An 18,418-nucleotide genomic window follows, 5' to 3' on the forward strand; every position below is an offset into this window, starting at 1 on the left:
CATGTCTAAGTTTTTTATTCACAGACCGATCTTTGCCTGGGTGATTGCGATTTTCGTGATCATTGCGGGCGTGATCTCCATCACAAAGCTACCGATAGCGCAGTTCCCATCGGTCGCTCCCCCTACCATCAACGTGACCGCGACCTATCCAGGCGCTACGTCACAGACCATGACGGACTCCGTACTGCAACTGATCGAGCGCGAAATCAACGGCGCGCAAGGTCTGATGTATATGGAGTCCTCGGCACCTGCGGGTGGTCAAGGTACCTTGACCGTCACATTTGCCCCCGGCACCAACCCTGACCTGGCTCAGGTGGATGTGCAAAACCGCCTCGCTCGTGTTCTGCCCCGTCTGCCACAGGTGGTTCAGGCCCTGGGCGTGCGGGTCGACAAATCCATGAGCAATTTCCTGATGATTCTGGCTTTTCAAGCCGCATCCGGGGAAACCTCTCGTGACGACATCGCCGACTATGTCAACCGAAATGTCGTGCCTGAAATCCAACGTCTGGATGGCGTCGGTAAGGCCCAGCTGTTTGCTGCGGGCCGCGCCATGCGCGTCTGGATCGATCCGGCCAAGCTGCAAGGCTTTGGGCTGTCGATCACATCCGTCAATGCAGCCATCGCCGCGCAAAACCAGCAAATTTCTGGTGGCGCTCTGGGCGACCTGCCCAGCACTTCGGGCACAAGCACCACGGCCACCATTGTTGTACCCGGCCAACTGACAACACCTGAGCAATTTGGCGAAGTCGTGTTGCGCTCCAACTCCGACGGCTCAACCGTGCGCCTGAAGGATGTGGCACGCATCGAGCTGGGTATCGAAAGCTACGCCTTCGAGTCCCGACTGGATGGCAAGCCTGCCGTGGCTATGGCTGTACAGCTGACTTCGACTGCCAACGCCATGGCAACGGCCACGCTGGTCAAGGCCAAGATGGCCGAGATGGAACCCTTCTTGCCTACCGGCGTGAAGTGGTCTTCACCGTATGACACCTCCAAGTTCGTGAAGATTTCCATCGAAAAGGTGGTGCATACGCTGATTGAAGCCATTGTGCTGGTGTTCATCGTGATGCTGATCTTCTTGCAGAACATCCGCTACACCTTGATTCCCACGATCGTGGTGCCTATTGCGCTGCTGGGTACCTTTGCCGTGATGTTGATGGTCGGTCTGACCATCAACATTCTGGCCATGTTCGCCATGGTGCTGGTGATTGGTATCGTCGTTGACGATGCCATCGTGGTTGTGGAAAACGTCGAACGCATCATGTCCGAGGAAGGCTTGTCGCCCAAGGACGCCACCATCAAGGCCATGGGCCAGATTCAAGGTGCCGTGGTTGGCATTACCGTGATTCTGGTGACTGTGTTCCTGCCACTCGCTGCATTCTCCGGTGCCACTGGCAATATCTATCGCCAGTTCTCGCTGGTGATGGCAATCTCGATCTTCTTCTCCGGCTTCTTTGCGCTGACGCTGACGCCCGCGCTGTGTGCCACCATGCTCAAGCCCATCCCCAAGGGCCATGCACACGACAAGAAGACCGGCCTGCTTGGCCCGTTCTACAACTGGTTCAACCGCAAGTTTGAAGCAGGTACGCAGCGCTACTCCTCCGCACTCTCCAGTGTGGTCAAGCGCTCCGTACAAGCCTTCATCGTCTATCTGGTTGTCATCGCGGGCGTGATCTTCATGTTCATGCGACTGCCAACCGCCTTCCTGCCCTCTGAAGATCAGGGCTACGTTATCTCGTTGACGCAGCTGCCTCCCGGTGCCACCCTGGAGCGCACCAGCAAGACGGTTGCAGAACTGGAGCAATTTGTACTGAGCCAGCCTGAAGTCGATCACATCATCAGCATTCTGGGCTTCAGCTTCATGGGTCAGGGTCAGAACGTGGGCCTGGCGTTCACCACACTCAAAGACTGGACTCAACGAACCGCCCCCGGTTCGGATGCCAAGTCCTTTGCTGATCGCACCATGGGTGCCATGTCCAAGCTGCGCGATGGTTTCATCTTCACGCTGGTACCGCCATCCATCTCTGAGCTGGGCAATAGCGACGGTTTCACCTTCCGCCTGCAAGACCGCAGCGGCAAGGGCCATGCTGCACTGCTGGAGGCCCGCAACCAGCTGATTGCCAAGGCCAACCAGAGCCAAGTGCTGGCTGGCGTACGCTTTGATGGCGTGGATGACGCTCCGCAATGGAAGGTCGACATCAACCGCGATGCCGTCTATGCCCAGCGCGTCAACATGAGCGATCTGGCCTCTACGCTGGCAACAGCCCTGGGGTCGTCCAACTCCACGGACTTCCCCAACAACGGGTTCATGCAGCGCGTGACCATTCAGGCTGATGCAACTCGCCGCATGCAGCCGGAAGACGTGATGCGTTTGACCGTGCCCAACGCACAGGGCCAACTGGTCGAGCTGTCCACCATGGTCAGCGCCAAGTGGATCAGCGGCCCCATGCAGCTGACTCGCTACAACGGCTACCCCTCCATGAGCATTACTGGTCAGGCCAAGCCCGGCTTTACCAGCGGTGACGCCATGAAGGAAATGGAACAGCTGGCCAAGGGTCTGCCTGAAGGCTTCAGCTACGAGTGGACAGGTCAGTCGCTGGACGAAAAGAAGGCTGGCTCCTCCGCCATGCTGCTCTACGCGTTCTCCATTCTGGCCGTGTTCCTGTGTCTGGCTGCCCTGTATGAAAGCTGGAGCATTCCACTGTCCGTGTTGCTGGTCGTGCCCTTGGGCGTGTTCGGCGCCGTGGCCGGTGTGCTGATGCGCGGCATGCCTAACGACATCTACTTCCAGGTCGCGCTGATTACGGTCATTGGTCTCTCGGCCAAGAACGCCATTCTGATTGTGGAGTTCGCCAAGGACCTGCATGCCGAAGGCAAAACCGCACTGGAAGCCGCACTGGAAGCGGGCCACCTGCGTTTCCGCCCTATTTTGATGACCTCGCTGGCCTTTATTCTGGGTGTGGTGCCTCTGTACATCGCCTCCGGTGCCAGCGCAGCCAGCCAGAAGGAAATCGGTACCGGCGTGTTCTGGGGCATGGTGATTGGCACGCCAATCTCCGTCTTCCTGGTGCCTGTGTTCTTTGTGACCGTGTTCAATCTGTTTGGCAAAAAATCCAAGCAAGACTCCAACGCCAATCCCCCGGCAGCAACTTCTGCAGCACAGGGAGGCTCGCAACATGAATAAGACCTTGCTACCCGTAGCACTGGCCGGCGCGCTGCTGGCCAGTGGCTGCTCCTTCATCCCCACGCTGGATCGCCCTGCCGCCCCGGTGGCAGAGCATTTCTCTGCCGCCAATGAGCAGGCGGGCGCTACAGCCGCAGCGGATATTCCCTGGCAGCAGTTCTTTACGGACCCTCGTCTGCAGCAAGTCATTCAACTGGCGCTGGACAACAACCGCGACCTGCGTGTGGCTGTGCTCAATATCGAGAAAGCTCAGGCCCAGTACCAGATTCAGCGTGCAGCCCAGTTCCCTGAATTCGGCGTTGCCGGCAGCGCCAGCCGCCAGCCCAGCACCATCACGGGCAGCTACGGCAACTCGTACATGGTGGGCTTGTCCATGCCCAGCTGGGAGATTGACTTCTGGGGCCGCATCAGCAGCCTTAAGCAGCAAGCTCTGGCCCAGTATCTGGCGACAGAAGAAGGCCGCAAGGCCGCGCAGATCAGCCTGATTGCCAATGTCGCCAACACCTGGCTCAACCTGCAGGCGGATGAAGAGCTGCTGGCCATTTCGCGCCGCACTCTGAGCACACGCGAGCAGTCCATCAAGCTGACCAAGCTGCGCCTGGATGCAGGCGTGACTTCCGAGCTGGACTACCGCCAGGCTCAGTCGCTGACCGAAAGCGCACGCGCCACCCTGGCCCAGCAGGCTGGTCAGCGCGAGCGTGATGTCAACGCCCTGACCCTGCTTGCAGGCCAGTCCCTGCCTGCCGATCTACTCATCAGCATGCAAGACAAACAGCTGCGCGAGCTGCCTGCACTGGCCGATGTGCCATCGGGCCTGCCCTCTGAGCTGCTGCTGCGCCGCCCTGACATCCGTCAGGCCGAGCAAAGCATGATTGCCGCCAACGCCAGCATTGGTGCGGCACGCGCGCTGTTCTTCCCGAACATCTCGCTGACCGCATCGGCGGGTTTTGTGAACTCGAAAGTCTCTGACCTGCTCAGCTCTGACTCTGCCGCCTTCACCATTGCGCCTTCGCTGTATCTGCCTATCTTCAACGCTGGCCGCAACCGCGCCAACCTGAAAGTGGCAGAGACCAACGAGAAAATTGCCGTGGCGCAATACGAGGGCTCCATCCAGTCGGCCTTCCGCGAAGTGTCTGACACGCTGGTGAACCGCCGCTCCCTGAAAGATCAGCTCGATGCCCAGTCGCGCCAGCTGGAAGCCGAGCAAGTTCGCTACAAGCTGTCTGACCTGCGCTACACCAACGGCGTGGCCAGCTACCTGGACTTGCTGGATGCACAGCGCTCGCTGTTTGCACTCGAGCAATCCGTGGTGCAAGTGCGCTTGGCGCAGCTGCAAAACCAGGTCAACCTCTACAAGGTTCTGGGTGGCGGCTGGACTGAGCCTGTGGCCAGCAGCAACGCTGCTGCCCCAGCGACGGGCACCCCATAAGCCGCAGTTTTTGCTGCCATCCACAAAGGCGTCTTCGGACGCCTTTTTTCATGGTCACCACAAATTGCCCTAGGTTGATCCAACTCAACTCCTTTATGCAGCGATCGTCAACCCGTATCGTCGTGCAGTGGCATTCTTAACCCTCACTTCTATAATGGTTTGTTAAACCCTATCCCACGATCTCAGAGGACTTCATGAGCGAGCAACACCACGAAGAAGCCCATACCGGCCCCATCAAAAAACCCAAGCAGCTGTTGCTGGCTGTCCTCTTCTCGTTTGTGGTGCCCATTTTTGTAATCATCGGCCTGGTCAAGTTCGTGACCTCCTCAGAGACAACAGGCCCTGGCACCGGCAATCCCGAAATGGCCAAGGCCGTGCGCCTGCAAAAAGTGGGCACGATTGAGATCCGTGATGCCAACCGCCCCCTGCGCGGTGGTGAAGAAGTCTACAAATCGCAATGCGCGGCCTGCCACGCCACTGGCGCAGCCGGTGCTCCCAAGTTTCAGGACACTGCGGCCTGGGGCCCACGTCTGAAGCAAGGTCTGGACACACTGGTCCACTCAGCTCTGGCTGGCAAGGGTGCCATGGCAGCCCAAGGCGGTGGCGAATTCAATGACACCGAAATTGCCCGCGGCGTGGTCTACATGACCAATGCCGCTGGTGGCAGCTTCCCTGAGCCCAAGCCCCCTGCCGGTGCGGCGGATGCCGCCAGTGGTGATCCAGCAGCCGCCGAACCCGCTGCAGCGCCTGCCGCTGAAGCCGCTCCCGCAACGGCTGCACCAGCGCCAGCTGCTGCATCGAATGTAGGCAAGAGCATCTATGACACAACCTGCATGGCCTGTCACAGCAGCGGCGTGGCCGGTGCACCCAAGTTTGGTGACAAGGCGGCTTGGGCGCCCTTCATCGCCAAGGGTATGGACGATATGGTGAAAAAAGCCACACAAGGCGTGGGTGCCATGCCACCCAAGGGCGGCTCTACCGCTTCTGATGCAGACTTCAAGGCCGCCATCCAGTACATGGTGGACGCAGCCAAGTAAACAGCGCCACAGTGGCTTAGCGGCTCACGCTTCAAACCATAAAACCGGTCTTGCGCCGGTTTTATGGTTTTTGGTCTCTAGCGCTTGATAGATAAGCGCAAGCAGCTATCAATTTTGCATAGCCTCTGGACTCAGCACAAAGCCAAACTGTGCGGGCAACAAGGCGCTGCTCGCCTCCTGCACCTCGGGCAAATCACCGCGTTCCAGCGCATTGGCGGCATCCAGCATGTCAAGGCTGTGCACCATGCCCAGACCTTGCGGCAGGGCGAGGAACAGTCGCCCCAGTTCATCCATCACTACCTGCTGCACCTGCGCCACTGACAGCTCCTGTCCGGTGTGGCTGTGCAGCTGCAGACCTTGCTCTGTGCTGCGCAAACGCCATATCCACGGGGCAGATTCCAACTCCACATACACGCGCTGGGGACCATTCTGAAAGTACCAGCGCCCATCAGCCTCGGCCAGATAGTTGCGGGCAATAAAGTCCGCCAGCTTTTCATGGCGCAGCGCATTGCCCTTGGCACCGGGTTGACCGCTGTTAAAAGCACCACAGGCCTGCGCCTGATCGTCACGCAGCCACCATTGCCCGCGTGCATCCAGGCCCAGCCAGCCACTGCAGGCGGGCACATTGGGCCACTTGGCCATGGCCTGCTTCACGATGTCATCCATTGGCTATCTCTCCTTGTTGTGTTGCGGCGCGGTGACCCACTGTGCCAGCCACTGGGTCACCGCCTGCGACATGGCCTGCACATGGGCCGGCCATGCGCCGCTGGCAAAACCTGCATGCCCGCCATGGGGTGGCTGCCACAGCTGCACCGATGCACTTACGTCACTCACCGTGGGCAGACTGTGCGCGGGCACAAACGGGTCATTCAGCGCATTGAGCAGCAGCAGCGGCACAGCCACCTGCTTGAGCAGGGGCTTGGCCGATGCACGAGTCCAGTAATCATCCGCGTTTTTGAAGCCGTGCACCGGTGCGGTAAACACATCATCAAACGCATGCAGCGTGCGCGCGCGCAGCAGTGCGGCCTTGTCAAACGCCCCCGGCGACTGCTGCCATTTACCCAGCGCCTTGGGCACCAGCGTGCGCATGAACATGGGCGTGTAAATCCAGCGGTTCAACCCCCGCCCCAGACTGATGCCACCCGCCACTAAATCGAGGGGAGCGCACACCACCGCAGCCCCTTGGATAAGCTGCGCCGCCGCCTGCTGCTGCACCCCAGCCCAGCGCGCCAGTGAATTGCCGCCCAGCGATATGCCCATGGCCAGCAAATCGCCGCTAGCGCCTTGCTGCAGTCGCCTCAAAATCCAGTCCACCTCATCCACATCCCCCGAGTGGTAGGCGCGCAGCAGTCGGTTGGGCTCGCCGCTACAACCGCGAAAATGTGGCACCGCCAGTCGCCAACAGCGCTGCGCACAGGCCAGCGCTGTTGCCTTGGCATAGTGACTGGACGATGAGCCTTCCAGCCCATGAAACAGTACCAGCGTGGGCGCATTCGCAGCCACTGCATGGCTTGAGAAATCGACATCAATAAAGTCACCGTCCGGCGTATCCCATCGCTCACGCCGCCACGGCTGTGGCAGCGCGCCCTTGGCCTGATAGCGAGCGCAGAGCGATGCCCAGATGGTCTGAACATGGCCCCCGGGCTGCCACCAAGGGGCACGGAATTGTTCAAAGCTCATGCCTGCCCCAGCCAGTCCCGCAGCTCTGGCTGCAAGCCATTCTTTGGCGCCGCACGCCAGATAAGCTCTGACGGCACGACCTGAATACCCGGCGGGCACCTGATGGGGAAAAAGTGAACATGCTTGCAATGCTAGCGCCACGCGGCGTCGGACAGGAGCACAGGTTCTGGGCGCACGTGCCAATATCAAGCCCTTATGCTATGGTTTCCGCATCTATTTCGTGACTGGAAACTCCATGAAACGCTGGCTCCTGATCATTGCGACTGCTGCCTCCATGCTCTCCCTCACGGGCTGCGGCTATAACGACTTTCAGCGTCTGGACGAAAAATCCAAGGCCGCATGGGGCGAGGTTCTGAACCAGTACCAGCGCCGCTCAGACCTGATTCCCAACATCGTCGCCACCGTCAAGGGCGAAGCCAGCTTTGAGCAAGACACGCTGACCAAGGTCATCGAAGCGCGCGCCAAAGCCACCTCCATTCAGGCCACGCCCGAACTCATCAACAACCCTGAAGCCTTCAACAAGTTCCAGCAGGCTCAGGGCGAACTCTCAGGCGCACTGTCTCGCCTGATGGTGGTGGCAGAAAGGTATCCAGACCTCAAGGCCAATCAGGCTTTCCGCGATCTGCGCGTGACATTGGAAGGCACGGAAAACCGCATCACCGTGGCCCGCAACGAATACATAGGCACCGTGCAGGCCTACAACATACTGGCGCGCAGCTTCCCAACCAACATCACTGCCAAGGTGTTCGGCTACGCCGTCAAACCCACCTTTACTGTCCAGAACGAGGCTCAGATTTCTCAGCCACCGGCTGTGGACTTCTCTCAGCCTGCGGCTCCAGCCACCGCCAAGTAAGCCATACGCGCTCACAAGGTTTACATGCAAAACAAGGCTCTAACCCTTATCCATCAAGCGCTTACAGCTCTTGTTTTGGCATGGCTTACGCTTTTTGCAGCCCTACCCGCACTGGCCCAAACAACGAACGGCGGAGTAGGATCACAACTCAAACCCGTGCCGGAACTCTCAGGCCGGGTCATCGACCAGACCCACACCCTCAGCAGCAGCGATGTGCAAGCGCTGAGCGAAAAGCTCAAAACACTGGAAGACGAAACGGGTGCACAGGTAGCAGTGCTGATGGTGGCAACCACCGCGCCTGAAGATATTGCTTCCTACACCTGGCGTGTCGCCAGCAGCTGGAAGCTGGGGCGCAAAGACATTGGCGACGGCAGCCTCATCGTCGTGGCAAAAGACGACAGGCGCATGCGCATCGAGGTAGCGCGCAAGCTGGAAGGGGCGATTCCCGATATTCAGGCGGGCCGCATCATTGATGGCGCCATGAAGCCGCACTTCCGCGCCGATGATTATGCGGGCGGGCTTTCTGCCGCCATCGATCAAATGAGCCTGCTGATTCGCGGTGAGAAGTTGCCAGCCCCGGCCCAGCAGCAAAGCCAGAGCAGCTCTTTGTCGCAAAACCTGGACTTTCTGCTGCCGCTGCTGTTATTCGGCTTCCCCATCGGCATTGCCATTGCCCGTTCTCTCTTTGGCCGGGGACTGGGCTCGCTGATTATGGGTGGCATCACCGGTGCAGCGGCCTATTTCATCACCACCAGTATGCTGGTGGCGGGAGTGGCCGCCTTCATCGGACTGATGTTTACGCTGTTGTCCAACCTCTCGCGAGGCGGCGGCGGTCCTTACATCAGCTCTGGCGGCGGAGGTGGCGGGAGCAGTGGCGGTGGTTTCAGTTCCGGGGGCGGCTTCAGCTCTGGTGGTGGTGGCAGCTTTGGGGGCGGCGGCGCTTCGGGAGATTGGTGAGATGAGCAATATTTTCCATCGCCTTGCACGTCTGGTGCGCCATCGCTGGGCCGAGCAACATTTGCGCAAGTCCCTGCCCGCCTCCACCCTGCGCGAGCTGGAGCTGCTGATTGCCAAAAGCGAGCTGGGCCACAGCGGCCAGGTACGCATTTGCGTTGAAGCAGGCCTGCCCTGGAGCTATATCTGGCGCGATGCCACGCCTCGCCAACGGGCGCTGTCGCAGTTTGCCAAGCTCCGTGTCTGGGATACCGAACACAACAACGGTGCCCTCATCTATTTGCTGCTGGCCGATCACGCCATCGAAATCGTCGCCGACCGTGCGCTGGATCGCACCATGAGTGCCGAGCAGTGGCAGACCCTGATCAGCGATATGCAATCGGCCTTCAAGGGCGGGCATTTCCATGTGGGGCTGGTCACGGCGCTGGAGCGGGTCAGCCGCCAGCTACAGACGCACTTTCCACGCAAATCCAGCCATATCGCTGACTCACGCAATCTGCCCGATGCGCCGGTGGTCGAGCGCCACCTGCCACACCGAGATCGCTGAGGCCTGTCAAGATTCAAACTTCATAGCTGTCAGCGCTTATTTATCAAGCGCTAGAAGCTAAAAAGCTGTTTAACCCAGCACATTACGCCCATAAGGCGAACACAACCACAGCACGGCAGCCACATTGATCAGCACCATGAGCCAGAACTCCTGCTGGAAACGGGTTTTGCTGCTTTTATGACGCAGCCACTGCTGGGCCAGCAAAGCGCCAGGCCAGCCACCCACCAACGCCATGGTCTGCAGCATTTTCTCTGGCGTGCGCCACTGGCCTTTCTGGGCAGACCATTTGTCTTGCCAGTAAGCCATGAAGGTCAGCACGCTCAAGCCCGCATACACCAGCCAGATGAAGCGCGGCACGCTCCAGATGCTGGCCGCGGTCAGCATCAAGACCAACCACAGAAGCAGCACGCCGTAGCTGAAACGGCTGGAGGCGTGCCAGCCCTGGGGCGCTCTGGCTTCTGAACGAGATGCGGGGCGACGGCTACGTGGCGCGGCTTTTGGGGCAGCGGCCACCGAAGTGGCAGCGCGCCACGCCACCCTGAGCGCACGTTTTTTGCCTTGCTCCATGCCCACAGCAAACTCCAGCCGCAGGCCGGGCCTGGGCCGCTGATCGGCAGAAGGACGCGGCTCAAAGGCACTGATATGCACAAAGAGCCGCCCGCCGTCATCGGCCTCGATCCAGCCAAAGCCCCGGTCATCGTTCCATTGACTCAAAGTGCCGCCATAGCGCATGTCTCTCATGTCTTTCCCTTGTTGTTTTGCCGTACTGAATTCCGCGCCATCGTCAGAAGGCTGGCCTGTTCTTCACAGAATCAAGTCAACAAACCCTGCGCCTGTGTTAGTTTCAGGGCAGTCGTCTCTTTTAAGAAAGCACATCGCATGAAGAAATCCTTGTTCTCTCTGGCCATCGTCAGCGCCGCCTTGGCGCTTAGCGCCTGCTCCTCCATCAGCCCCAAGGGCGCGGAGACACCAACGGCATACGACTACGCTTTGAGCTGCAAGCTCAAGGAAGATGACCCGAAGAAGTGCGAAGCCCAGATACGCGCCCTGTGCGATGACCCCAGCAAAGCCGTAGTACGCAAGTCACGCCATGTGGATCCCTTGGACAACTCCGTGGTCTACGCCTATCAGGCGGCTTGCAACGGCTAATTCACACACCTGCCGCCGGAATTTTGGTTATTTTTGAGCTCTAGCCCTTATATATCCAGCGCTACGCGCTTCCATATCAAGAGCAAACAGACATAAAAAAAGCCACCGCATGCGGTGGCTTTTTTGTGCCGAAGTTCCATGCCCGAAGGCATGTTCATCAACGCTTCTGGCGGAACTTGCGCAGAGCAGCCACTTGGGCGGCCAGCACGGCCAGCTCGGACTGAGCCTTGGCCAGGTCCAGTTCGCTCTTGGCGTTCTTCAGAGCTTCTTCTGCCGAGGCCTTGGCCGCGTTGGCCTTTTCCTCGTCCAGATCCTTGCCGCGGATAGCGGTGTCGGACAGCACGGTCACGCAGTTGGGTTGCACTTCCAAAATGCCACCGGCCACGAAGACAAATTCTTCGCTGCCATCAGGCATTTCGATGCGCACCGAACCCGGCTTGATGCGGGTGATCAGCGGTGTGTGGCGGGGGAAAATGCCCAGCTCGCCCGCTTCACCGGGCAAAGCGACAAAACGCGCTTCACCGGAGAAGATGGACTCTTCGGCACTGACCACATCAACGTGGATGGTGTTCATCTTTGCTCCTAGAAAAGGTTAAAAACTGGTCCTAAAACCTCCACGCCCCCAAGCCAGAAACGCCAAGCAAGGGCCGCCCCGCAGCGAGGGCGTTGTCCCCCTCCTTAAAGAGAGGGGGAAGCGGCAAAGCCGCTCAGGGGGTGAAAGTCAATTAGGCTGCCAGCTTCTTGGCCTTCTCGAAGGCTTCATCGATGGTACCAACCATGTAGAAAGCCTGTTCGGGCAGGTGGTCGGCTTCGCCAGCCACGATCATCTTGAAACCACGGATGGTTTCAGCCAGCGACACGTACTTACCGGGGGCGCCAGTAAACACTTCAGCCACGTGGAAAGGCTGCGACAGGAAACGCTGAATCTTACGAGCGCGGGACACGACCAGCTTGTCTTCAGGAGCCAGCTCGTCCATACCCAGAATCGCAATAATGTCGCGCAGTTCCTTGTAGCGCTGCAGCGTACCTTGCACTTGGCGAGCCACCTTATAGTGCTCTTCGCCAACCACTTGAGGGTCCAGCTGACGGCTTGTGGAATCCAGAGGATCCACCGCAGGGTAGATACCCAGCGAAGCGATGTCACGGGACAGCACCACGGTGGAGTCCAAGTGAGCAAAAGTCGTTGCAGGCGAAGGATCGGTCAAGTCATCGGCAGGCACATAAACGGCCTGGATGGAAGTGATCGAGCCCACCTTGGTAGAGGTAATACGCTCTTGCAGCTTACCCATTTCTTCAGCCAGAGTAGGCTGGTAGCCCACGGCGGAAGGCATACGGCCCAGCAGAGCGGACACTTCGGTACCGGCCAAGGTGTAGCGGTAGATGTTGTCCACGAAGAACAGCACGTCCTTGCCTTCGTCACGGAAGGCTTCGGCCATGGTCAGACCGGTCAGCGCAACGCGCAGACGGTTGCCTGGTGGCTCGTTCATCTGGCCGTAAACCATGGCCACTTTGGATTCGTTCAGGTTGGCTTGGTTCACGACGCCGGCGTCCGACATTTCGTGATAGAAGTCATTACCTTCACGGGTACGTTCGCCCACACCAGCAAACACCGACAGACCACCGTGGCCCTTGGCGATGTTGTTGATGAGTTCCATCATGTTCACGGTCTTGCCCACACCGGCGCCACCGAACAGACCCACCTTGCCGCCCTTGGCGAAAGGAGAGATCAAGTCGATCACCTTGATGCCGGTTTCCAGCAGTTCTTGCGAAGGCGACAGTTCGTCGTACGCAGGAGCCTTGCGGTGGATAGGGGCCGTCAGGGTCTGGTCCACATCGCCACGTTCGTCGATGGGGTTACCCAGCACGTCCATGATGCGGCCCAGAGTCGCCTTGCCCACGGGCACGGTGATGGGGTTGCCGGTGTTGGTGACCATCAGGCCACGCTTGATACCGTCGGAAGAACCCAGGGCAATGGTACGCACCACGCCGTCGCCCAGCTGCTGCTGAACTTCCAGGGTCAGGGCTGTACCTTCCAGCTTCAAGGCGTCATACACCTTGGGCACCTGGCCGTGGGCAAATTCCACGTCCACCACGGCGCCGATACATTGAACAATCTTGCCTTGTACTTGAGCCATTTTTTGCTCCAATCTGTTTGTTCGTTAAAGCCGTTTACACAGCGGCTGCGCCTGCCACGATTTCCGACAACTCGGTCGTAATCGCTGCCTGACGCGTCTTGTTGTAGATCAGCTTCAACTCGCCAATGACACTACCTGCGTTGTCGGTCGCGGCCTTCATGGCCACCATGCGCGCCGATTGCTCGGACGCCATGTTTTCCGCAACGGCCTGGTACACGAGGGACTCTACGTAACGAACCAGCAGTTCGTCGATGACGGTTTGAGCGTCAGGCTCGTAGATGTATTCCCAAGCAGTACCGGTCTTCTCGGCTTGCATCTTGTCGGACGACAGGGGGAGCAGCTGCTCCACCACCGACTCCTGCTTCATGGTGTTGATGAACTTGGTGTACGAGAGGTACACCGCGCTCAACTTGCCTTCAGCATATTGGTCCAGCAACACCTTGACAGGCCCGATGAGCTTGTCGAGATGAGGCGTGTCGCCCAGGCCTGTAGCGTGGGAGACCACCTTGGCACCGACTCGGTTCAGGAAACCCATTCCCTTGCCGCCAATGGCCACTGCCTCTGTCGCAATGCCCGCATCCTGCATTTCGCGCAACTTGTTGGTGACGATACGCAACACGTTCGTGTTCATACCGCCGCACAAACCCTTGTCGGTCGTCACTACGATGACGCCGACCTTTTTGGCATCGTTCACTTGCATGAACGGATGCACATATTCAGGGTTGGCTTCGCCAAGATGGGCTGCAATGTTGCGGATTTTTTCGCTGTATGGACGGGCTGCCAGCATCCGTTCCTGCGCCTTGCGCATTTTGGATGCAGCAACCATTTCCATGGCTTTGGTGATCTTCTTGGTGTTTTCCACCGATTTGATCTTGCCGCGTATTTCCTTACCTGCTGCCATGATGACTCCTCGCCAGTATTAAGCGAAGGACTTCTTGAATGCAGTAATGGCTGCAGTCAGTTCAGCTTCGTCCTTGCCTTCCTTGTCGAAAGCACGCTTTTCGTTCAGACGGTCGAGCAAGGCGCTGTAGCTCGTCTTCAGCAGCTGATGCAGACCAGCTTCGAAAGGCAGAACTTGCTTGACTTCGATGTCGTCCATGAAGCCCTTGTTCACTGCGAACAGCGAAGCGGCCATCAGAGCGGTCGACAGGGGCGAGTACTGAGCTTGCTTGAGCAGTTCAGTCACACGGGCGCCACGGTCCAGTTGCTGGCGGGTCGCTGCGTCCAGATCGGAAGCGAACTGCGCGAAAGCAGCCAGTTCACGGTACTGTGCCAGGTCGGTACGAATACCGCCGGACAGGCCCTTCACAACCTTGGTCTGAGCGGAACCACCCACGCGGGACACGGAGATACCGGCGTTGATCGCAGGACGGATACCGGCGTTGAACAGGCTGGTTTCCAGGAAGATCTGGCCGTCAGTAATCGAAATCACGTTCGTAGGAACGAAAGCGGACACGTCGCCAGCTTGTGTTTCGATGATAGGCAGAGCTGTCAGGGAACCGGTCTTGCCCTTGACTTCACCCTTGGTGAAGGCTTCGACGTAGTCGGCGTTCACGCGAGCGGCACGCTCCAGCAGACGGCTGTGGAGATAGAACACGTCGCCGGGGAAAGCTTCGCGGCCTGGTGGGCGGCGCAGCAGCAGCGAAACTTGACGGTAAGCCACAGCTTGCTTGGACAGATCGTCATAAACGATCAGTGCATCTTCACCGCGGTCACGGAAGTATTCGCCCATCGTGCAGCCAGAGTAGGCCGACACATACTGCATCGCAGCAGATTCAGAAGCGGTAGCAGCCACGACGATGGTGTAATCCATCGCGCCAGCTTGTTCCAGCGAGCGCACGACGTTCTTGATCGAAGAAGCCTTCTGACCAATAGCCACGTACACGCAGGTAACGCCTTGACCCTTTTGGTTGATGATGGCGTCGATAGCAACGGCCGTCTTACCAGTCTGGCGGTCACCAATGATCAGCTCGCGCTGACCACGGCCCACGGGAACCATGGAGTCGATGGACTTGATACCAGTTTGCAGAGGCTGATCCACGGATTGACGTGCGATCACACCAGGAGCAACCTTTTCGATCACGTCCGTCATCTTGGCGTTGATGGGGCCCTTGCCATCGATAGGCTGACCCAGAGCATTCACCACGCGACCGATCAGTTCAGGACCGACTGGAACTTCCAGAATACGGCCGGTGCACTTGACGGTGTTGCCTTCTGCGATGTGCTCGTAAGCACCCAGAATCACGGCGCCGACGGAGTCGCGCTCCAGATTCAGAGCCAGACCAAAAGTGGGCTGACCATCAGCGGCTGCTGGGAATTCCAGCATTTCGCCAGCCATCACGTCCGACAGGCCGTGCACACGCACGATGCCGTCAGTCACCGACACCACGGTGCCTTGGTTACGGACATCAGTGCTAGCAGCCAGACCTTCGATGCGGCTCTTGATCAGTTCAGAAATTTCTGCGGGATTGAGTTGCATGACTCTTTCCTTCTTTCTTGTGTGTTAGCCGAGACCTCAAGCGCATTACGCGGTGAGGGCCGCTTTCATTTGTTCCAGACGGGCCTTGACGGAGGTGTCCAGCACCTCGTCGCCCACCACGACGCGAACGCCACCGATCAGCGATTCATCCAGCTTCACGGTGAGATTCAGCTTGCGGCCAAAGCGCTTATTCAGCGTGGCGCCAAGCTCGGCCAGCGCTGCATCCTCAATGGGGAAAGCGCTGTACACCACGGCATCCGAAGAGCCGCTCTTGCTGTTCACGAGGCTGCGGAACTGCACTGCCACTTCGGGCAGCACGTCCAGACGGCCGTTTTCGAGGGCCACACGCAGAAAATTGCGTGCAGTCTCAGGCAATGCAGACTTGGCCACACCCGTAATGAGATCAAACACTTGCGTGCCGCTCACATTCGGGTTACCGGCCAATTGGCGCAATTGCGGATTGGCGGCAATCGCCGCCAATTCCTCCACCCAAGCGACAGTGCTGTTCAAATCCGCACCTTGATCGGTGCAGGCTTTGAACAATGCTTCAGCGTAAGGGCGGGCAATGGTGGCGAGTTCTGCCATTTCGTTGCTTCCTTACAGCTCTGTCTTCAGGCGGTTCAGCAGATCAGCATGGATACCGGCATTAACTTCCTTTTGCAGGATCTGCTCGGCACCCTTTACAGCCAGTACTGCCACTTGCTCACGCAGGGCTTCACGGGCAGCAATGGCTTGCTGTTCGGCTTCGGCGCGAGCAGCAGCAACAATCTTGTTGCCTTCTTCTGTCGCACGGGCCTTGGCTTCGTCGATGATGGCCTGGCCACGGCTTTCAGCGTCCGCAAGACGCGACGCCGTTTCATTGCGCGTTTGGGCCAATTCCTGCTCGACACGCTTGTTGACAGCGGTCAATTCAGTTTTGGCTTTGTCAGCAGCAGCGAGGCCATCGGCGATTTTCTGGGCTCGCTCATCCAAAGCTTTCGCGATCGGGGGCCACACGAATTTCATCGTGAAGATCACCAGGATCAGGAAAACAATGCACTGAACGAACAGGGTCGCGTTGATACTCACGGCAACACCTTTCTATTGAGTGTTGAACGGCGAGCGATTAAGCGACGAAGGGGTTTGCGAAAGCGAACAGCAGAGCGATAGCCACGCCGATCAGGAACGCAGCATCGATCAGACCGGCCAAGATGAACATCTTGGTTTGCAGTTCGTTGATCAGCTCAGGCTGGCGGGCCGAAGATTCCAGGAACTTGCCACCCATCAGAGCGATACCGATAGAAGCACCGATGGCTCCCAGACCGACGATGAAAGCGCAAGCCAGAGCGACCAAGCCGTTAATGTTTTCCATGATGATTCCTTAAGTAAGCGAAAGTGAAAGTGAAAAGGGAAACCTAGAGGGTTTAGTGAGCCTCATGCGCCTGGCCGAGATAAATCAGCGTCAGCATCATGAAGATAAAGGCCTGCAGGGTGATGATCAGGATGTGGAAAATCGCCCAGAGGGAACCGGCAATGATGTGGCCCAAAGGCAGCAGCATACCGGACAGCGACATGGCGGCAGCACCACCCATGAGCGCAATCAGCATGAACACGAGCTCACCCGCGTACATGTTGCCAAACAGTCGCATCCCGTGCGAAACCGTCTTGGCGAGGTATTCAATGATCTGCATGCTGAAGTTCACGATAGCCATGGGAACAGCCAGCAGAGGATTCTTGGGCATGCCGAAAGGTGCGGAGACCAGCTCGTGAGCCCAGCCGCCTGCGCCCTTGATCTTCACCGAGTACCAGAAGCACATCAGCAGTACAGCCAGAGCCAGGCCCAGAGTGGTGGACAGATCGGCGGTAGGCACAACACGCATGTAAGCATGCGAATCGCCCTGGGACACTTGCCACAGCACGGGCAGCAGGTCCACAGGCAGCATGTCCATGGCGTTCATGAAGAAGATCCACACAAACACAGTCAGCGCCAGAGGGGCGATAAATTTGCGCGATTCAGCGTTCTTGATGTTGGCCTTGGCCTGGGTATCCACCATCTCGACCAGCATTTCAACGGCCGCCTGGAAGCGACCGGGAACGCCAGCGGTTGCCTTGCGAGCAGCCAGCCACAGAATGAACAGACCGATAACGCCGCAAGCAGCCGCGACTACGATGGAGTCGAGGTTGATGACAGAGAAATCAACAATTGATGTCTGCTTGATGTTCTGCAGGTGTTGCAAGTGGTGAACGATGTATTCACTTGCAGTTGGGGCGTGCGCATCAGCGGCCATCGTCAACTCTCTTCTTAAGCTTCAGTTTTTCGGACACCGGATCGCACCAAAAAGGCAATCCAATACGTTTTCATTACAACAATCAAGCCGACCAGCAATGCCAGCCAGCTCAGGTTTGGAACCAGCTTGGGTGCAGCGACCAACATCGCTATACAGAGCACCAGCTTCACCAGCTCCCAACCAAAAATTCTTGCCATCGCAGCTCCGGAACTATCCGGCTGCTGCTTGGCCAAAGCTCTTGCAAACAGTGCGGTAGGCACTAACGCCGACAGAGCTCCATAGCCCGCCGACCAACCCACAGATGCCCTCCCCGTCACCAGCCAGGAAAGCAAGGTCACGACAACAGCGGCCATGGCCTGAACCACCACAATGCGCCAGACAGAAACCTGCGGAAAGCGCGAGCGCCAAACCGAAGCTTCTTGGGCAGTGAGGGGCTTGAAATCCTCAACTTCGTCCTCATCATCGAAATCAGCGGGCATGTTTGTCATGTTTTCTTTCACACCGCTGACCGAGCAAGAACCAGAAAAGACTTTTTATACAGCCTCTGATTATAAGTAAAAACCCCGCCACGAGGTAAGGGTTGATACCGTCATGTGTGAAAGGTCTTTTTCACGACCACAGGGTTGTCGCTAGCAGGCAACATTTTGCAACCCTGCTTCGCAGCGGCGCGAGTGTGCCTGAGTTGAAATACCTGATTACCCTGAATT

General features: G+C 58.3%; 19 protein-coding genes. 7 read left to right on the forward strand and 12 right to left on the reverse strand.

From position 1 onward, the window contains the following. The first annotated feature begins 1 nt into the window (after window position 1). From HF327_RS08925 to HF327_RS08935, 3 genes are all read left to right on the forward strand, one after another. Window positions 2-3,181, forward strand: a complete 3,180-nt coding sequence (locus HF327_RS08925; protein ID WP_169107899.1) for an efflux RND transporter permease subunit — start codon at window positions 2-4, stop codon at window positions 3,179-3,181. After that, the gene (locus HF327_RS08930; RefSeq protein ID WP_169107900.1) at window positions 3,174-4,610 is read left to right on the forward strand and encodes an efflux transporter outer membrane subunit; all 1,437 of its coding nucleotides are present in this window, start codon (window positions 3,174-3,176) and stop codon (window positions 4,608-4,610) included. The genes HF327_RS08925 and HF327_RS08930 overlap by 8 nt, the downstream gene beginning before the upstream one ends. Before the next feature lie 194 nt (window positions 4,611-4,804). After that, entirely contained in the window at window positions 4,805-5,647 is an 843-nt protein-coding gene (locus HF327_RS08935; RefSeq protein ID WP_169107901.1) for a c-type cytochrome, read from the forward strand. Between the two features lie 108 nt (window positions 5,648-5,755). Here HF327_RS08935 and HF327_RS08940 read toward each other — a convergent pair whose 3' ends face one another. Together HF327_RS08940 and HF327_RS08945 are read right to left on the reverse strand one after the other, a co-directional pair. Further along, window positions 5,756-6,313, reverse strand: coding sequence for a DUF2946 family protein (locus HF327_RS08940; RefSeq protein ID WP_169107902.1), 558 nt, complete (start codon window positions 6,311-6,313; stop codon window positions 5,756-5,758). Window positions 6,314-6,316: 3 nt separating this feature from the next. Beyond that, entirely contained in the window at window positions 6,317-7,327 is a 1,011-nt protein-coding gene (locus tag HF327_RS08945; protein ID WP_169107903.1) for a YheT family hydrolase, read from the reverse strand. 235 nt (window positions 7,328-7,562) lie between these two features. Between HF327_RS08945 and HF327_RS08950 the strand changes: the two genes are divergently transcribed. From HF327_RS08950 to HF327_RS08960, 3 genes are read left to right on the forward strand one after another with little or no spacing between them, the layout of a single operon-like run. Further along, on the forward strand, window positions 7,563-8,180 hold the full coding sequence (locus HF327_RS08950; protein WP_169107904.1) for a LemA family protein: 618 nt from the start codon (window positions 7,563-7,565) through the stop codon (window positions 8,178-8,180). Between the two features lie 24 nt (window positions 8,181-8,204). Next, window positions 8,205-9,137 carry a TPM domain-containing protein gene (locus HF327_RS08955; RefSeq protein ID WP_169107905.1) on the forward strand — a complete coding sequence of 311 codons (933 nt, stop codon included), beginning with the start codon at window positions 8,205-8,207 and terminating at the stop codon, window positions 9,135-9,137. Between the two features lies 1 nt (window position 9,138). Then, a complete protein-coding gene (locus tag HF327_RS08960; RefSeq protein ID WP_169107906.1) occupies window positions 9,139-9,681 on the forward strand; it encodes a TPM domain-containing protein in 543 nt (180 codons plus the stop codon). 69 nt (window positions 9,682-9,750) lie between these two features. Here HF327_RS08960 and HF327_RS08965 read toward each other — a convergent pair whose 3' ends face one another. After that, entirely contained in the window at window positions 9,751-10,422 is a 672-nt protein-coding gene (locus HF327_RS08965; RefSeq protein ID WP_236024107.1) for a DUF1294 domain-containing protein, read from the reverse strand. 138 nt (window positions 10,423-10,560) lie between these two features. Between HF327_RS08965 and HF327_RS08970 the strand changes: the two genes are divergently transcribed. Then, window positions 10,561-10,830 carry a hypothetical protein gene (locus tag HF327_RS08970; protein WP_169107907.1) on the forward strand — a complete coding sequence of 90 codons (270 nt, stop codon included), beginning with the start codon at window positions 10,561-10,563 and terminating at the stop codon, window positions 10,828-10,830. A 157-nt stretch (window positions 10,831-10,987) separates the two neighbouring features. On the opposite strand, the gene HF327_RS08975 is transcribed toward HF327_RS08970, so the two are convergent. The 9 genes from HF327_RS08975 to HF327_RS09015 form a co-directional block, all read right to left on the reverse strand. Continuing rightward, entirely contained in the window at window positions 10,988-11,404 is a 417-nt protein-coding gene (locus tag HF327_RS08975) for a F0F1 ATP synthase subunit epsilon (RefSeq protein WP_169107908.1), read from the reverse strand. 151 nt (window positions 11,405-11,555) lie between these two features. Further along, the gene (atpD, locus tag HF327_RS08980; RefSeq protein WP_099739904.1) at window positions 11,556-12,965 is read right to left on the reverse strand and encodes a F0F1 ATP synthase subunit beta; all 1,410 of its coding nucleotides are present in this window, start codon (window positions 12,963-12,965) and stop codon (window positions 11,556-11,558) included. A 34-nt stretch (window positions 12,966-12,999) separates the two neighbouring features. Beyond that, the gene (gene atpG, locus HF327_RS08985) at window positions 13,000-13,866 is read right to left on the reverse strand and encodes a F0F1 ATP synthase subunit gamma (protein ID WP_169107909.1); all 867 of its coding nucleotides are present in this window, start codon (window positions 13,864-13,866) and stop codon (window positions 13,000-13,002) included. An 18-nt stretch (window positions 13,867-13,884) separates the two neighbouring features. Continuing rightward, on the reverse strand, window positions 13,885-15,444 hold the full coding sequence (atpA, locus tag HF327_RS08990; protein WP_169107910.1) for a F0F1 ATP synthase subunit alpha: 1,560 nt from the start codon (window positions 15,442-15,444) through the stop codon (window positions 13,885-13,887). Between the two features lie 45 nt (window positions 15,445-15,489). Continuing rightward, entirely contained in the window at window positions 15,490-16,029 is a 540-nt protein-coding gene (locus HF327_RS08995) for a F0F1 ATP synthase subunit delta (RefSeq protein WP_169107911.1), read from the reverse strand. Between the two features lie 12 nt (window positions 16,030-16,041). Next, window positions 16,042-16,512, reverse strand: a complete 471-nt coding sequence (locus HF327_RS09000; RefSeq protein WP_169107912.1) for a F0F1 ATP synthase subunit B — start codon at window positions 16,510-16,512, stop codon at window positions 16,042-16,044. Window positions 16,513-16,549: 37 nt separating this feature from the next. Next, entirely contained in the window at window positions 16,550-16,795 is a 246-nt protein-coding gene (gene atpE, locus HF327_RS09005) for a F0F1 ATP synthase subunit C (RefSeq protein ID WP_169107913.1), read from the reverse strand. A 52-nt stretch (window positions 16,796-16,847) separates the two neighbouring features. Continuing rightward, complete coding sequence (gene atpB / locus HF327_RS09010; RefSeq protein WP_169107914.1) at window positions 16,848-17,711, reverse strand: F0F1 ATP synthase subunit A; 864 nt, start codon at window positions 17,709-17,711, stop codon at window positions 16,848-16,850. A 14-nt stretch (window positions 17,712-17,725) separates the two neighbouring features. Continuing rightward, entirely contained in the window at window positions 17,726-18,199 is a 474-nt protein-coding gene (locus tag HF327_RS09015) for an ATP synthase subunit I (protein WP_169107915.1), read from the reverse strand. Window positions 18,200-18,418: the final 219 nt, after the last annotated feature.

Origin of the sequence: Comamonas suwonensis (assembly GCF_012844455.2) — a bacterium.
Classification (GTDB): domain Bacteria; phylum Pseudomonadota; class Gammaproteobacteria; order Burkholderiales; family Burkholderiaceae_C; genus Comamonas; species Comamonas suwonensis.

What these genes read in the sequence shown, in the direction of transcription:
- HF327_RS08925 (WP_169107899.1), top strand. Translation starts at nt 2, where the DNA reads ATGTCTAAGTTTTTTATTCACAGACCGATCTTTGCCTGGGTGATTGCG.
- HF327_RS08930 (WP_169107900.1), top strand. Translation starts at nt 3,174, where the DNA reads ATGAATAAGACCTTGCTACCCGTAGCACTGGCCGGCGCGCTGCTGGCC.
- HF327_RS08935 (WP_169107901.1), top strand. Translation starts at nt 4,805, where the DNA reads ATGAGCGAGCAACACCACGAAGAAGCCCATACCGGCCCCATCAAAAAA.
- HF327_RS08940 (WP_169107902.1), bottom strand. Translation starts at nt 6,313, where the DNA reads ATGGATGACATCGTGAAGCAGGCCATGGCCAAGTGGCCCAATGTGCCC.
- HF327_RS08945 (WP_169107903.1), bottom strand. Translation starts at nt 7,327, where the DNA reads ATGAGCTTTGAACAATTCCGTGCCCCTTGGTGGCAGCCCGGGGGCCAT.
- HF327_RS08950 (WP_169107904.1), top strand. Translation starts at nt 7,563, where the DNA reads ATGAAACGCTGGCTCCTGATCATTGCGACTGCTGCCTCCATGCTCTCC.
- HF327_RS08955 (WP_169107905.1), top strand. Translation starts at nt 8,205, where the DNA reads ATGCAAAACAAGGCTCTAACCCTTATCCATCAAGCGCTTACAGCTCTT.
- HF327_RS08960 (WP_169107906.1), top strand. Translation starts at nt 9,139, where the DNA reads ATGAGCAATATTTTCCATCGCCTTGCACGTCTGGTGCGCCATCGCTGG.
- HF327_RS08965 (WP_236024107.1), bottom strand. Translation starts at nt 10,422, where the DNA reads ATGAGAGACATGCGCTATGGCGGCACTTTGAGTCAATGGAACGATGAC.
- HF327_RS08970 (WP_169107907.1), top strand. Translation starts at nt 10,561, where the DNA reads ATGAAGAAATCCTTGTTCTCTCTGGCCATCGTCAGCGCCGCCTTGGCG.
- HF327_RS08975 (WP_169107908.1), bottom strand. Translation starts at nt 11,404, where the DNA reads ATGAACACCATCCACGTTGATGTGGTCAGTGCCGAAGAGTCCATCTTC.
- atpD (WP_099739904.1), bottom strand. Translation starts at nt 12,965, where the DNA reads ATGGCTCAAGTACAAGGCAAGATTGTTCAATGTATCGGCGCCGTGGTG.
- atpG (WP_169107909.1), bottom strand. Translation starts at nt 13,866, where the DNA reads ATGGCAGCAGGTAAGGAAATACGCGGCAAGATCAAATCGGTGGAAAAC.
- atpA (WP_169107910.1), bottom strand. Translation starts at nt 15,444, where the DNA reads ATGCAACTCAATCCCGCAGAAATTTCTGAACTGATCAAGAGCCGCATC.
- HF327_RS08995 (WP_169107911.1), bottom strand. Translation starts at nt 16,029, where the DNA reads ATGGCAGAACTCGCCACCATTGCCCGCCCTTACGCTGAAGCATTGTTC.
- atpE (WP_169107913.1), bottom strand. Translation starts at nt 16,795, where the DNA reads ATGGAAAACATTAACGGCTTGGTCGCTCTGGCTTGCGCTTTCATCGTC.
- atpB (WP_169107914.1), bottom strand. Translation starts at nt 17,711, where the DNA reads ATGGCCGCTGATGCGCACGCCCCAACTGCAAGTGAATACATCGTTCAC.
- HF327_RS09015 (WP_169107915.1), bottom strand. Translation starts at nt 18,199, where the DNA reads ATGACAAACATGCCCGCTGATTTCGATGATGAGGACGAAGTTGAGGAT.